At 39.5% G+C, this 15,606-nt stretch carries 15 protein-coding genes; 14 read left to right on the plus strand and 1 reads right to left on the minus strand.

Going from position 1 to position 15,606, the window contains the following annotated elements; all coding sequences use genetic code 11:
* Positions 1–14: 14 nt before the first annotated feature.
* From coaBC to spoVM, 12 genes are all read left to right on the plus strand, one after another.
* Positions 15–1,235 (plus strand): bifunctional phosphopantothenoylcysteine decarboxylase/phosphopantothenate--cysteine ligase CoaBC, encoded by a 1,221-nt coding sequence (gene coaBC, locus M028_RS0116485; protein WP_026574832.1) that lies wholly within the window; start codon positions 15–17, stop codon positions 1,233–1,235.
* Entirely contained in the window at positions 1,222–3,633 is a 2,412-nt protein-coding gene (gene priA, locus M028_RS0116490; RefSeq protein WP_026574833.1) for a primosomal protein N', read from the plus strand. The genes coaBC and priA overlap by 14 nt, the downstream gene beginning before the upstream one ends.
* A gap of 113 nt (positions 3,634–3,746) precedes the next feature.
* Complete coding sequence (gene def / locus M028_RS0116495; RefSeq protein WP_026574834.1) at positions 3,747–4,232, plus strand: peptide deformylase; 486 nt, start codon at positions 3,747–3,749, stop codon at positions 4,230–4,232.
* Positions 4,229–5,173, plus strand: a complete 945-nt coding sequence (gene fmt, locus M028_RS0116500; RefSeq protein ID WP_026574835.1) for a methionyl-tRNA formyltransferase — start codon at positions 4,229–4,231, stop codon at positions 5,171–5,173. The genes def and fmt overlap by 4 nt, the downstream gene beginning before the upstream one ends.
* Before the next feature lies 1 nt (position 5,174).
* Positions 5,175–6,524 (plus strand): 16S rRNA (cytosine(967)-C(5))-methyltransferase RsmB, encoded by a 1,350-nt coding sequence (gene rsmB / locus M028_RS0116505; protein WP_026574836.1) that lies wholly within the window; start codon positions 5,175–5,177, stop codon positions 6,522–6,524.
* A 3-nt stretch (positions 6,525–6,527) separates the two neighbouring features.
* Positions 6,528–7,619 carry a 23S rRNA (adenine(2503)-C(2))-methyltransferase RlmN gene (rlmN, locus tag M028_RS0116510; RefSeq protein ID WP_026574837.1) on the plus strand — a complete coding sequence of 364 codons (1,092 nt, stop codon included), beginning with the start codon at positions 6,528–6,530 and terminating at the stop codon, positions 7,617–7,619.
* A 6-nt stretch (positions 7,620–7,625) separates the two neighbouring features.
* Positions 7,626–8,375: a Stp1/IreP family PP2C-type Ser/Thr phosphatase gene (locus M028_RS0116515; protein ID WP_026574838.1), complete on the plus strand. Its 750-nt coding sequence runs from the start codon at positions 7,626–7,628 to the stop codon at positions 8,373–8,375.
* 6 nt (positions 8,376–8,381) lie between these two features.
* The gene (gene pknB / locus M028_RS0116520; RefSeq protein WP_026574839.1) at positions 8,382–10,355 is read left to right on the plus strand and encodes a Stk1 family PASTA domain-containing Ser/Thr kinase; all 1,974 of its coding nucleotides are present in this window, start codon (positions 8,382–8,384) and stop codon (positions 10,353–10,355) included.
* A gap of 76 nt (positions 10,356–10,431) precedes the next feature.
* Positions 10,432–11,313: a ribosome small subunit-dependent GTPase A gene (gene rsgA / locus M028_RS30255; protein ID WP_035424178.1), complete on the plus strand. Its 882-nt coding sequence runs from the start codon at positions 10,432–10,434 to the stop codon at positions 11,311–11,313.
* A 2-nt stretch (positions 11,314–11,315) separates the two neighbouring features.
* Positions 11,316–11,960, plus strand: coding sequence for a ribulose-phosphate 3-epimerase (rpe, locus tag M028_RS0116535; protein WP_026574841.1), 645 nt, complete (start codon positions 11,316–11,318; stop codon positions 11,958–11,960).
* 56 nt (positions 11,961–12,016) lie between these two features.
* On the plus strand, positions 12,017–12,664 hold the full coding sequence (locus tag M028_RS0116540) for a thiamine diphosphokinase (protein ID WP_026574842.1): 648 nt from the start codon (positions 12,017–12,019) through the stop codon (positions 12,662–12,664).
* 82 nt (positions 12,665–12,746) lie between these two features.
* On the plus strand, positions 12,747–12,830 hold the full coding sequence (gene spoVM / locus M028_RS30260; protein WP_035424179.1) for a stage V sporulation protein SpoVM: 84 nt from the start codon (positions 12,747–12,749) through the stop codon (positions 12,828–12,830).
* A gap of 145 nt (positions 12,831–12,975) precedes the next feature.
* Here spoVM and rpmB read toward each other — a convergent pair whose 3' ends face one another.
* Positions 12,976–13,164, minus strand: a complete 189-nt coding sequence (gene rpmB, locus M028_RS0116550) for a 50S ribosomal protein L28 (RefSeq protein ID WP_007087786.1) — start codon at positions 13,162–13,164, stop codon at positions 12,976–12,978.
* Between the two features lie 289 nt (positions 13,165–13,453).
* Between rpmB and M028_RS0116555 the strand changes: the two genes are divergently transcribed.
* Both M028_RS0116555 and M028_RS0116560 read left to right on the plus strand, forming a co-directional pair.
* Positions 13,454–13,816, plus strand: coding sequence for an Asp23/Gls24 family envelope stress response protein (locus M028_RS0116555; protein ID WP_026574843.1), 363 nt, complete (start codon positions 13,454–13,456; stop codon positions 13,814–13,816).
* A gap of 34 nt (positions 13,817–13,850) precedes the next feature.
* The gene (locus M028_RS0116560; protein ID WP_026574844.1) at positions 13,851–15,533 is read left to right on the plus strand and encodes a DAK2 domain-containing protein; all 1,683 of its coding nucleotides are present in this window, start codon (positions 13,851–13,853) and stop codon (positions 15,531–15,533) included.
* Positions 15,534–15,606 lie beyond the last annotated feature (73 nt).

Here is a 15,606-nt window from a genome sequence, read left to right on the forward strand (position 1 = left end):
AGCGGGGGTTCTTTATGTTACAGGATAAAAAAATCGTATTATGTGTTACGGGGGGAATAGCTGTATATAAAGCTGCTGCCTTAACAAGCAAACTAGTACAGGCAGGCGTACAGGTGAAAGTGATTTTGAGTGAGTCTGCTTCAAAATTTGTAACCCCATTAACCTTTCAAGCATTATCACGGAATGAAGTCTATATAGATACTTTTGATGAAAAAGACCCAAGTGTCATAGCCCATATCAATCTTGCAGATTGGGCAGACCTGATTCTCGTTGCACCGGCAACTGCCAATACAATCGCAAAGCTTGCAAATGGACTAGGGGACAATATGATGACCACTACTTTATTAGCAACGCAAGCACCAGTATGGATTGCACCGGCAATGAACGTACATATGTATGACCATCCGGCTGTCAAAAAGAATCTGGCTATTTTAGCTGAGTATGGGTATCGGTTTATTGAACCAAGTGAAGGCTATCTTGCCTGCGGTTATATTGGAAAAGGGCGCTTAGAAGAGCCTGAAAAAATAGTAGAGTTGGTACAGTCGTATTTTCAAAAAGACGCTCCCTTACTTAAGGGAAAAACCGTGGTCATTACTGCAGGACCGACAAGGGAGAAAATTGATCCCGTCCGGTTTATTTCGAATCACTCGACAGGAAAAATGGGTTATGCTCTAGCAGAACAGGCTAGAAAAAATGGGGCAAAGGTGGTTCTGATTTCCGGACCTGTTTCCTTGCCAGATCCTGCTGGAATAAAAGTAATAAAGGTAGAATGTGCAGAGGAAATGTACAAGGAGGCACTCCGTTTTTTTGACGATGCCGATGTTGTGGTTAAAACGGCGGCTGTTGCCGATTACCGTCCGAAAGTTATCCATGAACAAAAGGTTAAAAAACAACCGGAGGATGCGGTAATTGAGCTTGAAAGGACAAAGGATATTTTAGCTGAGCTTGGGAAACGAAAAAATAAGCAGGTACTAATTGGCTTTGCTGCCGAAACCAATAATGTAGAGGAATATGCCCGCAAGAAATTACAGGGCAAAAATGCGGATTTAATTGTCGCTAATAATGTTAAGGCAGAGGGCGCAGGATTTGGAACGGAAACGAATATAGTCACGCTGTTTAAACGGGACGGATCGGTTAAGGAATTGCCAATCATGTCTAAACAAGCCGTTGCTGAAAAAATTATTGAAGAAATTTCCTTGATACTAAAGGACTTGGCTGAAAATGAAAATTGCTAGTGTTATTGTCGATGTCCCGACAAAACAAACCGATAAGCCTTTTGATTATTTAATTCCCGACCAATGGGAAGATACGATTCAGCCAGGAATGAGAGTAATCGTTCCTTTTGGTCCTAGAAAAATACAAGGGTTTGTGACGGAGCTGAAAAACCAATCAGAATTTAAACAGTTAAAAGCAATAAGTGAGCCAATGGACCTTGAACCTGTATTAAATAAAGAATTACTAGAACTTGGAAACTGGCTGACCGAACATACTCTTTGTTTTAAGATTTTTTCCTATCAAGTGATGCTGCCTGCAGCTTTAAAAGCAAAATATCAGAAAAAAGTAAAACTTGCCAGCGGCACCAAGCTTTATGATTTACCGGAGCCCCTTTCGTCATTCTTTCATCAAGACGGAACCATTCATTGGGACGAGGCATTAAAGTCCGGGATTGTGCCTAAGCTTCAGCGAGAAGCGGCCAAAGGTCATCTTGAGGTAATCTATGAGGTAAAAGAAAAACTCAAAAAAAAGCAAATTAAAATGATCCGTCCATTGCTTCCTCTACCGGAGCTAACAGATGAAATGAAACAAATACCGGCAAGAGCCGCGAAACAAAAAGAAGTACTCAGGTATTTTATCGAAAACTATCGTGAAATTGAACTAAAACAATTATTAGATGACTTACATACCACTAAAAGTACAGTCAATGCCTTAATTGAAAAAAAACTTCTTAAGGAAAGGGATGCAGAAGTTTATCGGGACCCGTTTGAGCATCGAACATTTGAGAGGACTTTAAGTTTGCCGCTAACTGAGCACCAGCAAAAAGCCATTGGGCCAATTTTAAAATCTATTGATGAAAATCAACATGAGGTCTATTTACTTTATGGGGTGACTGGGAGTGGTAAAACCGAAATCTATTTGCAATCGATTCAGGATTGCCTTGAAAAGGGAAAAGAAGCGATTGTTCTTGTGCCTGAAATAGCGCTCACTCCGCAAATGGTAAATCGCTTCAAAGGAAGGTTTGGAGACCTTGTCGCAGTTATGCACAGCGGATTGTCAGCCGGTGAAAAATACGATGAATGGCGGAAAATTTTACGCCGTGAAGTAAGTGTGGTGGTCGGAGCACGATCAGCCATCTTTGCTCCTTTCGAAAACTTGGGTATTATCATAATCGATGAGGAACATGAAACAAGTTATAAGCAGGAGGACATGCCGCGTTATCATGCGCGTGATGTTGCCATTAAACGTGCGGAAACCTATAACTGTCCGGTTGTACTAGGAAGTGCTACTCCGTCTCTGGAATCATTTGCACGGGCTCAGAAAGGGGTATATAAGCTCCTGTCACTTCCAAGCAGGATGAATAACCAAGCCCTGCCATCAGTAGAAATCATTGATATGCGTGAGGAATTGCGGGAAGGAAATCGTTCCATGTTTTCACGAAGCTTATTCGATAAGTTGAAGGACCGTATAGAGAAAAATCAGCAAACTGTTTTATTTTTAAATAAACGAGGACACTCTTCGTTTGTGATGTGCCGGGATTGTGGCTATGTGATTAATTGTCCGAATTGCGATATATCCTTAACCTACCATCGCGCAAGTGAACAAATGAAATGCCACTATTGTGGGTATGAAAGTTATGTACCGAAGCAATGTCCAGAATGCTTAAGTGAACATATCCGGTATTTTGGGACAGGTACACAGAAAGTGGAGGCAGAACTTGGAAAAATTTTGCCTGAGGCAAGAATTATTCGTATGGATGTAGATACAACCGGTCGAAAAGGGGCACATGAAAAACTTTTACAAGAGTTTCAGGATGGTAAAGCTGATATTCTTTTAGGGACGCAAATGATAGCAAAGGGACTTGATTTTCCCAACATCACGCTTGTCGGGGTCCTTTCAGCCGATACGATGCTTCATCTTCCCGATTTCCGCTCGTCTGAGAAAACCTTTCAGTTACTAACACAGGTTAGCGGGAGGGCAGGTCGGCACAAATTGCCGGGAGAGGTAATTATTCAAACCTATACCCCAGAGCATTATAGTGTTGAGCTTGCAGGTACTCAGGATTATGATCTTTTTTATAACAAGGAAATGATGGTTCGAAAAGTCCGTCACTACCCGCCATTTTATTATTTAACCCTTATCACCGTCAGTCATGAGCAGTTGATGACAGTCGTTTCAGTAACGGAGAAAATTGTAGGTTATATCCGCTCGAGGGTATCGAATGAAACGGTTGTTTTAGGACCAACAGCCTCGCCTATTCCCCGTATTAATAATAGATATCGATATCAATGTTTGATAAAATACAAGCGGGAGAAAGACCTTTCCAGAACGCTTAAAACAATTCTTGATCAATATCAAAAAGATATGGCCAATGGATTACAAGTCTCGATTGATTTAAATCCGTTTATTTTGATGTAGTCTACGCGATAATATGACGTTTTCGATTACGATTAGAAACTTTTGGTGAAAATAAGTAGTAATAATATTCTTATTTTTTATCCTATATACAACAAATATAGGGAGGAAGAAATTTGTCAATACGTAAAATTGTAAATTACCCTGCAGAAATTTTGGAGCAGCCGTGCGAACCTGTCACAAAGTTTGACCGGAAGCTTGGAAAAATACTAGATGATATGTATGATACAATGATTCAATATGATGGAGTTGGGCTGGCAGCCCCGCAAATAGGTCTTGACGCACGAATTGCCATTGTGGATATTGATGATGAACATGGTACGATTGAAATGATTAATCCAAGGCTTTTAGAGGCCAACGGGGAACAAACAGGACCTGAAGGCTGTTTAAGTTTTCCAGGCCTTTTTGGAGATGTTACAAGAGCCAATTATGTAAAGATAGAAGCCTTAAATAGAAAAGGGAAAAAGTATACGTTTGAAGCAGAAGGATTCCTTGCACGGGCGATTCAGCATGAAATGGATCATCTTGATGGAGTTTTGTTCACTTCAAAGGTAATCAGATATCTTGAGGAAGAAGAGTTAAAAGGAGTAGAACCGGAATGACCAAAATTGTTTTTATGGGTACGCCTGATTTTTCCGTACCAGTATTGCGCCGAATCATCGATGACGGCTATGAAGTTATTGGGGTGGTGACTCAGCCAGACCGTCCAGTTGGCAGAAAAAAAGTGTTAACTCCTCCGCCTGTGAAAATAGAGGCTTTAAAGCATAAAATTCCGGTGTATCAGCCCGAAAGAATCCGAGAAAAAGAAGAACTTGAAAAAATTCTGGCACTTGAGCCGGACTTAATTGTTACTGCAGCATTTGGGCAAATTTTACCAAAGGCACTTTTAGAAGCTCCATCACTAGGTTGCATAAATGTTCATGCTTCCCTGCTTCCTGAACTTCGCGGTGGTGCTCCCATTCACTATGCGATTATTCAAGGTAAAAAGAAGACGGGAATTACGATTATGTATATGGTGGAAAAACTTGATGCCGGAGATATCTTAACGCAAGTCGAAGTCCCAATAACGGATGCAGACAATGTGGGTACACTCCATGATAAATTAAGTAAAGCAGGTGCTGACCTCCTATCAGAAACAATTCCAAAGTTGTTAGCAGACAGTCTTACTCCGATTCCGCAGGAGGATGCTGCAGCGAGCTTTGCCTCCAACATAAAACGTGAGCAGGAAAAAATTGATTGGGGCAAAACAGGGGAAGAAATCTATAATCATATTCGCGGTCTAAATCCTTGGCCGGTTGCTTTTACATTGATGAATGGCCAAGTTCTGAAGATTTGGGAGGCTGAAAAGGTATCTGGTACGAAAAGTGAGATACCTGGTATAATCGTCGGAATCGAACCGGATGGTTTAGTGGTTAGTACCGGAAATAAAACTGCGATTAAAATAACGGAACTTCAACCTTCCGGTAAAACAAAAATGACAGGTAAAGATTTTTTACGAGGAGCAGGCTCAAAAATTTCCACTGGCGTGAGACTTGGAGAGTAATATGACATCAAAAAGAAAAAATGTGCGCGAAGCTGCAATGGATTTGCTGGCAGCAATAGAAAAAAATCAATCTTACAGCAACTTATTATTAAATAGTACAATTGAGAAAAACCAAATACCTTCTATAGATATAGGCTTATTAACAGAATTAACTTATGGAACGCTTCAAAGAAAAATGGCGTTAGATTTCTTTTTAAAGCCCTTTATTAAAAATAGCAAGAAACTAGAAAACTGGGTGCCGCATCTATTAAGATTGACGCTATACCAAATGGTTTACCTTGATAAAATTCCGGATCGGGCAGCAATCCATGAAGCAGTTGAAATTGCTAAAAAGCGCGGCCACAAAGGGATCGCCGGTTTGGTAAATGGTGTACTTCGCAGCATCCAACGCGAAGGTCTTACAGCCCTTGACGAGATTAATGATCCAATAGAGAGGCTTTCTATCGAGACAAGTCATCCAGAATGGCTTGTTTCAAGATGGGTGGACCAATTTGGCTATGAAAAAACAAGAGAAATGTGTGAAATGAACGTCTTGGCTCCATTACAAACGGCAAGAGTTAATCTGACAAAAACCACCGTTAGAGAATGTATCGAGGAACTTGATGAGGAAGGATTCCTAATTGAAAAGAGCCCGATCATTCCGGAAGCGATTCGCTCATTGAAAGGAAACTTAGCCTCATCAAAAGCCTTTAAGACGGGTAAGCTTACGATTCAAGATGAAAGCTCAATGCTTGCTGCCTTTGCTTTAGGTGCTAAACAAAATGAGAAAATTTTAGATGCATGTGCAGCCCCAGGCGGGAAAAGTACACACATTGCTGAAAAAATGCAAAGTACAGGTGTTATATATTCGATTGATTTGCATGAACATAAGGTGAAATTAATTCAAGACAATGCTAAGCGTTTACGTTTGGGTAATATTAAAACAATAGTAATGGATTCAAGGGGTGTTGGAGAAGAATATCCTGCAGAATCATTTGATCGGGTTTTACTGGATGCACCGTGCTCAGGTCTAGGTGTAATCAGAAGAAAACCTGATATGAAATATACGAAAAAAGCAGAGGATATTCTACATTTAAGTAAGATTCAACAAACATTATTAAATGCTGTTTCACCTTTAGTGAAAAAAGGCGGAATCCTTGTCTATAGTACCTGTACTGTTGATAAAGAGGAAAATGAGAAGACATTAAAAGCTTTTTTACAGGATCATCCAGATTATGAGGGGGATATGACCTTTAAAGACCGTATGCCCGAAGCCATTCAATCTTTGATTACTGGTTTTGATTTGCAAATTTTCCCTCAGGATTTTGGGTCGGATGGCTTTTATATTGCAGTTTTAAGAAAGAAGGGGTAACAGTTGGAACAATTAAAAACAACGAAGATTCAAACAACATCGGACAACAAAAAAACATCTATTTATTCTTTGCAGCTTCATGATTTAAAGGAATGGCTGTCAGAAAACGGAGAAAAACCTTTTCGAGCAGAGCAAATTTTTGATTGGTTATATAAAAAACGAATTACCTCGTTTGAAGAGATGAGTAATTTATCCAAAGGGCTGAGAGATAAGCTCGATCAGCATTTTGTTGTCACCACATTAAAAACCGTCATTCAACAAACCTCATCTGATGGTACGATTAAATTTTTATTTGAATTGCACGATGGATATTCCATCGAAACGGTGCTCATGCGGCATGATTATGGGAACTCAGTATGTGTTACCACACAGGTAGGATGCCGAATCGGCTGTACCTTTTGTGCATCGACGCTTGGCGGGTTAAAAAGACATTTAGAAGCAGGAGAGATCGTTGCGCAGGTTGTCAATGTGCAGCAGGCACTTGATGAAACCGATGAAAGAGTAAGTTCGGTTGTAATTATGGGGATTGGAGAACCGTTTGATAATTATGATAACATGCTTTCCTTCCTTAAAATCATTAATCATGATAAAGGTTTGAATATTGGTGCACGTCACATTACCGTTTCTACTAGTGGGATTATTCCGAAAATTTATCAATTTGCTGATGAAGATATGCAGATTAATTTTGCAATTTCCCTGCATGCCCCAAATACTGAATTAAGATCGAGATTAATGCCAATCAATAAAGCATATAAACTTGATGACTTAATGAAAGCGGTACGGTATTATATCGATAAGACGGGAAGACGAATCAGCTTTGAATACGGACTTTTTGGCAGTGTCAATGATTCTGTAGAACATGCTGAGGAACTTGCTTCATTGTTAAAGGGGATCAAATGCCATGTAAATCTTATCCCTGTTAACTATGTTCCGGAACGTGATTATGTCCGTACTCCAAAAAATCAAATTTTTGCCTTTGAAAAAACGCTTAAAAATCGTGGAATAAATGTTACAATTCGCCGAGAGCACGGTCATGATATTGATGCAGCATGTGGACAACTTCGTGCAAAGGAGCGGAAAGAGGAGACGAGGTGAAGATAAGTGAAAGCTGTTTTTAAAACGGATCAAGGTAGAGTTCGTCAAAATAATGAAGATAATGGCGGCGTCTTCCAAAATAAGGATGGTCACTTTCTTGCTATTGTAGCAGATGGGATGGGCGGCCACTTGGCTGGAGATATTGCCAGTGAAATGACCGTTCGACACCTAAAGGATTTATGGGAGCAAGCAGAGGGATTACAAACAGCGGATCAGGCCGAAGAATGGCTTAAAACGCATATCAATCAAGTGAATAAGCTGTTGTTTGAGCATTCAAAAAGTCATCCGGAGTGTGAGGGGATGGGAACGACCATCGAGGCAATTATTGCGACAGATCGTTTTACATCCGTTGCACACGTTGGAGACAGCAGGTCGTATATTTTAAATGAGAGCGGATTTCAACAGTTGACAGAGGATCATACACTAGTAAATGAATTGGTCCGCTCTGGGCAGATTTCAAAAGAGGATGCAGAACATCATCCAAGAAAGAACGTTATCCTTAGGGCTTTAGGAACAGAGCAGGAGATAAAAATTGATTTTAAAACGATTATGTTTGAGGAAGGCGATTTCCTTCTTTTATGCTCAGATGGTTTGTCAAATAAAGTAAAAGAACAGGAAATGATTCAAATTCTCCAAAACGAAGTGATTCTAGAGGAGAAAGCAGAAACACTGATTAAAATAGCCAATGATAATGGCGGCGAAGATAATATCACCCTAATCATAGTAGCGTTCGATGTTGAGAATGAAAGAGGGTGAAAATAAATGATTATTGGGAAAAGAATAAGCGGCCGCTATAAGATCCTTGAAATGATCGGCGGAGGTGGAATGGCAAATGTTTATTTAGCGCATGATATGATTTTAGATCGCGATGTTGCAGTCAAAATCCTGCGTCTTGATTTTGCCAATGATGAGGAATTTATTCGCCGATTTCATCGAGAAGCCCAATCCGCAACCAGTCTCGTCCATCCCAATATTGTTAGTATTTACGATGTAGGTGAAGAAGATTCCATTTATTATATAGTCATGGAATATGTAGATGGCCAAACATTAAAGCAATACATACAGGGACGGTCAGCACTTCATATGGAAGAGGCAATTGATATCATGAAACAATTGACCTCGGCAATCTCCGATGCCCATCAAAATCATATTATTCACCGGGATATTAAACCACATAATATTTTAATTGATCGAAATGGGAATGTAAAAATCACAGATTTTGGGATTGCGATGGCGTTAAGTGCTACCAGTATTACACAAACAAACTCTGTTTTAGGTTCCGTTCATTATTTATCACCGGAACAGGCCAGAGGCGGCATGGCGAACCGGAAATCAGATATTTATTCACTTGGTATTGTGATGTTTGAATTATTAACCGGAAGGCTGCCATTTTCGGGTGAGTCGGCTGTTTCAATTGCTTTGAAGCATCTTCAATCGGAAACTCCTTCGGTTCGCAGATGGAATGCAAACATCCCGCAAAGTGTTGAAAATATTGTTTTAAAAGCAACAGCTAAGGATCCTTTCCATCGCTATAACAGTGTAGAAGAAATGGAGGAGGATCTAAGAACAGCTTTAAACCCGGAGAGAATGAATGAGCGAAAATTTGTTGTCCCCATTGATGAGGAAGCAACGAAAGCGATACCGGTCATTACAAATGATCTACCTTATCAAAATCTTGATGAAACATTAGTCCATAATACCGATAAAAATACCATTAAACCCAATGAACCTGTAAAAATTGGAAATGACAAAAAGAAACGTAAAAAATGGCCAATTATCTTAATTTCTACTTTTATTATACTTGCACTTCTTGGACTTTTTTCTTTTTTAGTTTTACCAGGCCTATTATCTACAAAAGATATAAAAATCCCGGATGTTAGCGGAATGAATGTTAATGATGCAGTTTCAAAGCTTAAGTTAGAAGGTCTTCAAGCAGGTGAAAAAATAGAAATAAACGATGAAAAAGTAGTGGAAGGGCATGTTATAAAAACGGACCCGGAAGCTGGAAATACAGTAAAAGAAAATCAAAAAGTTACGATTTATATTAGTTCAGGAAAAGAAAAATATGAACTGTCTGACTATACTGGGCGCCTATATAATGATGTCGTTCAATTTTTAGAAAGTAAAAACTTTAAAGATATCCTTAAAACTGAAGTTTACTCGGATAGTGACCCTGGGATTATTATCAAACAAAATCCTGGTAGCGGAGAAAATATTGTACCTGAGGATACTGTCCTGGAGTTCGAGGTAAGTAAGGGTCCGGAGAGATTTACTTTAAAAGACTTGAGGCAATATACAAAAAAAGCAGCAGAGGACTATGCGGATGAGTCGGGATTTGATATTGATACCTCGGAAGAACGATATGATGACAAGATCCCGGAAGGTATGGTTATTTCTCAATCGCCGGAGCCAGGAACACAATTACAGAAGGGTGATCATATTTCTGTCGTTATCTCTAAGGGGCAAGAGGAAAAACCGCCTAAAAATGTTTCAATTGAATTGAGCATCCCATATGAACCTGCAACACCGGGTACACCACAGGAGATTCGAATCTATATTGAAGATATGAATCATAGTATGACAGAACCGGCTGAAAGTTTCGCCATTACCCAGGATACCAAAAAAATGATTGAATTAGAAATTCCTTTTGGTAAAAAAGCAGGGTATAAAGTGATTCGTGATAACCAAGTAATTATTGATGAAAATAGGAAATACTCTGATGATGAGGAACAATAAGCTGAGCAGCATGAATAAATCTTGATTATAAAATCATTAATATGGAACAAGTAAGGAACAGGCAAGGAGTGTTGCTATGCCAGAAGGCAAAATTGTCAAAGCATTAAGTGGTTTTTATTATGTTCTTCACAATGAAGAACTAATTCAATGCCGCGGAAGAGGGGTTTTTCGCAAAAATAAGATTACCCCTTTGGTTGGCGATGAAGTCATTTTTCAAGCCGAAAATGATCAAGAAGGATATATCCTTGAGGTAAAGCAAAGGAAAAATGAGTTAATTCGTCCGCCCATTGCAAATGTAGATCAGGCTATTCTTGTTTTTTCAGCGGTTGAACCAGACTTTAGCACAGTTTTATTAGACCGTTTTCTTGTCCTGGTTGAATTTAATCATATTCAACCGCTTATTTGTATTTCGAAAATGGACCTTACCACAGAGGAAGAATTACAAACCATTTCGGAATATGCGGAGCAGTATCGAGAGGCCGGCTATGAAGTCATCCTTACATCATCGGAAACAGAATCGGGGATTGAACGGCTAAACCCGCATGTTGAGAATAAAATATCTGTTTTTGCTGGGCAATCGGGTGTAGGAAAATCATCCTTATTAAATGTCCTGCGGCCAGATCTCGAATTAAAAACCAATGATATATCAACACATCTTGGTAGGGGGAAACATACAACAAGGCATGTTGAGTTAATTAAAATCGGCAATGGGCTGATTGCTGATACTCCTGGTTTCAGTTCATTGGACTTCACCAATATAGAGGCTGAGGATTTGACTTTTTGTTTTCCTGAAATAGCAAAGGCGAGTGAAAATTGTAAATTTCGCGGTTGCCTTCATGTAAGTGAGCCAAAGTGCGGGGTGAAAGCCGGGGTAGATTTAGGAGAAATTCCAACCTATCGTTATGAACATTATTTGGATTTTCTAAAGGAAATTAAAGAGAGAAAGCCGAGGTACTAACCATGGTAAAAATTGCACCTTCAATCCTTTCAGCGGATTTTTCTAAATTGGGAACAGAAATTTTGGCGGTAGAAAAAGCTGGAGCGGATTATATTCATGTTGATGTCATGGACGGACATTTCGTGCCAAATATCACAATTGGTCCTTTAATCGTTGAAGCAATTCGTCCCGTTACAAAACTGCCGCTTGATGTCCATTTAATGATTGAAAATCCCGACCAATATATCGAAACATTTGTAAAGGCGGGAGCAGATATTATCACCGTGCATGTAGAGGCATGCCGTCATCTCCATCGTACCATCCATCATATCAAATCTTTAGGGATTAAAGCTGGGGTTGTTTTAAATCCAGCGACTCCTGTGGAGACGATACAGCATATTATTGCTGATGTTGATATGGTATTATTAATGTCCGTTAACCCTGGTTTTGGGGGGCAAAAATTTATTCCTGAAGTTCTGCCTAAAATAAAAAAGGTAAAAGAACTAGCGGAGCAAAAGGGCCAGGAGCTTGAAATTGAAATTGATGGCGGAGTAAACCCTGAAACCGCTAAACTTTGCATTGAAGCAGGAGCAAATGTCCTTGTTGCAGGGTCAGCAGTCTATAATGAAGACGACTATGCAAGAGCAATATCAAGAATTAGAGGTTAGTAAGGAGAGAAGCCGGCGAAAGCTGGCTTTTTGCTTCCGGAAAGAAGGTTGTTTGTATGATTATCAATATCTTAGCAGGAGGCCCTGAAGAGGACCTTCCCGAATTAGCCCTTTTTTCAGAATCAGATGTGGTATGGGTTGGAGTGGATCGTGGAGTTTATCAACTTTTAAAACGAAATATTACTCCGGAAATTGCTTTTGGCGACTTTGATTCGGTTACACCTGAAGAACTGGTTTTTATTGAAAGTAAAGTAAATCATCTAAATCGGTTTAAACCGGAAAAAAATGAAACAGATATGGAACTGGCGTTGGACTGGGCTATAAAACAAAACCCAGTTAAAATCCGACTATTTGGGGCAACCGGGGGCAGGCTTGATCATTTATTTGCCAATGTCCAATTATTACTCCACTCATTATTACAGAAGTATCAGACGTCTGTTTACATAATTGATCGACTCAATGAGGTTTGGGTGAAGGGACCGGGAAGCTTTAAAATTGAAAAAAGATCCGATAAAAAATACATTTCGTTTATTCCTGCTACTCCAAACGTTGAAAACCTTACCCTTGAAGGCTTTAAATATCCATTAAAAAATCGTCATATTTCCCTCGGGTCCACACTATGTATTAGTAATGAACTTAATAGTGAATATGGTACTTTTTCATTTACTGAAGGCATATTAATAGTCATAAGAAGTCATGATTAAGATGGTACTGATTTCATTCGATTGAATAATATGGTAAGGGCTTTTGAAAAAAGAGATGTGGATGACGTTGAGGAGGGACAATATGAAATTCTATACCATTAAACTGCCGAAATTTTTAGGTGGACTTGTCCGAGCCATGATAGGGGCTTTTAACAAAAAAGAATAGAGATATTTATAATTTTCCAGCGCCCGTTTACGGGTGCTTTTTGTTTGGTGGAAGAATTTTATAAAAAAAGAAAGGGCATCCTATATGGATGCCCAATCAATACATTTGTCTAGCTACAGCGTCTAGGCGCTGTAGCTTTTCTTTATTAAACGCGTTCTACTTTACCAGATCTTAACGCTCTTGCAGAAACCCAAACACGCTTAGGCTTTCCGTCAACAAGGATACGTACTTTTTGTAGGTTAGCACCCCATGTACGCTTGTTAGCGTTCATAGCGTGAGAACGTGCGTTACCAGTCGTGGTTTTCTTTCCAGTTACAACACATTTACGTGGCATAATGATTTCCCTCCTTAACACCAAAAGCTTTATACAGCATTTACATTTTCAGATGCTTCCATCTGGATATAGAAAAATGGACGTGCCATATTTTCTAGCCTAAAGATACCTTAATAATTTATCATACAACCTGTACGATTGCAATACTTGTTAGGAAAGGTTTCAAGAAAAATTCCTTGACATCCATTGTTATTAAAAGCTCATAATATGAGGAATGACTTTAATTATTCTAGCGACTATAGTAAAATGACTGTAGTCAAGGAGCAATTTCCAAAAGGGGGAACGATTCATGTCCATTGAATTAAAAACAAAGTTCGGACAAATTGATATTTCAAATGAAGTAATCGCTACCATCGCTGGAGGAGCAGCAATCGATTGTTATGGAATCGTCGGTATGGCTTCAAAAAATCAAATTAAAGACGGTCTTACGGAAATATTAAGAAAAGAGAATTTTACACGTGGAGTTATTGTTCGCCAAGATAATGAGGAAGTACATATTGATATGTATATAATTGTCAGCTATGGAACGAAAATTTCCGAGGTTGCCCACAACGTGCAATCAAAGGTTAAATACACCCTCGATAAAACTGTTGGACTTGCCGTTGACTCGGTAAATATTTACGTTCAGGGAGTTCGAGTGACGAACCCATAAGTTCGTGTACGAACCTCTGTAAGGAGGAAGGTTTGTGTCAATAACAGCTTTAGATGGAAAACGTTTTGCAGAAATGGTGATACAAGGAGCAAATCATCTGTCTGCAAATGCAAAAATGGTTGATGCGTTAAACGTTTTTCCCGTGCCCGATGGTGATACCGGTACAAATATGAACTTATCCATGACCTCAGGGGCAAAGGAAGTTAGAAATAATGTTCAGGAACATATTGGAAAGGTAGGCGTGGCCCTCTCAAAGGGATTACTAATGGGGGCCCGCGGGAACTCGGGAGTTATTCTTTCTCAATTATTCCGCGGTTTCGCCAAGGCGGTTGAAACTAAACCCTACATTTCGGGCAAGGATTTTGCGCATGCATTAGAATCCGGGGTTGAAACAGCTTATAAAGCAGTTATGAAACCAGTTGAGGGGACAATTCTAACAGTTGCAAAGGATTCCGCAAAAAAGGGAGTTCAAGCCGCTCAAAAAACTGATGATGTAATCACAATCATGGAAGAGGTTTTAAAGGAGGCGAAAGCTTCTTTAAAACGGACACCGGACTTACTTCCTGTTTTGAAGGAAGTCGGAGTCGTTGATAGTGGTGGTCAAGGGTTAGTATTTGTCTATGAAGGATTCTTAGCAGAATTAAAAGGCGAAAAGCTTCCGGATTCACCTGCTTCTCTTCCTTCTATGGATGAGATGGTTAGTGCCGAACATCATAAGAGTGTACAAAGTCATATGAATACAGAAGATATCGTATTTGGCTACTGTACCGAATTCATGGTGAAATTTGAAAGTGATAAGGCAGTGAAACACCCTTTTAAAGAAGAAGTGTTTCGGACGGATCTTAGCAAATTAGGAGATTCATTACTCGTCATTGCGGACGAAGAACTAGTTAAAGTGCATATCCACTCGGAAAAGCCGGGAGAAGTTTTAACTTACGGGCAGCGTTATGGCAGCCTTATCAATATGAAAATAGAAAACATGCGCCAGCAGCATTCCAATATTGTAGGTGAAACTCATACCCCGCTGGTTTCTGATAAGCAAAACATCCAAAAAGAAAAATCAGAATTTGGAATTGTTACTGTTTCAATGGGTTCCGGTATTGCAGAATTATTCAAGAGTATCGGAGCAAATGCAGTAATTGAGGGCGGCCAGACAATGAACCCGAGTACCGAGGATATTGTGAAAGCTGTTAAGGAAGTCAACGCAAAAAAGGTCTATATTTTACCAAATAATAAAAATATTATTATGGCTGCACAGCAGGCTGCAGATGTTACAGAAGAAGACATCTATGTGATTCCGTCTAAAACGGTCCCTCAAGGATTAGCAGCATTATTAGCTTTTAATCCTTCCACAGATGCAGAGACGAATAATACAGCTATGCAGGATGCTATGCAGCATGTGAAAACGGGGCAAATTACCTTTGCCGTCCGTGATACGCAAATTGATGGTTTAGAAATTGAAAAAGATGATTTCATGGGAATTGCCGAAGGAAAAATTATCGTAAAAAACAAGGGGAAAATTAAAGCGGCAGAAGAACTACTTGTTAAAATGCTCGATGATGATTCAGAAATCCTGACGATTTTTTACGGTGAAGATGTAACCGAAGCGGAAGTAAAAATGCTTGCAGAATATGTGGAAGGACAGTATCCAGACGTGGAAATTGAGATTCACAACGGTGCTCAGCCATTATATTCTTTTATCTTTTCAATTGAATAAGGAACAGATACAATAGAAGGGGGAGACCCCTTCTTTTTATGTGCAAAGAAGGGAATCGTCCCTCTAAAAATTT

Source organism: Bacillus sp. UNC438CL73TsuS30, assembly GCF_000482325.1.
GTDB lineage: Bacteria > Bacillota > Bacilli > Bacillales > Cytobacillaceae > Neobacillus.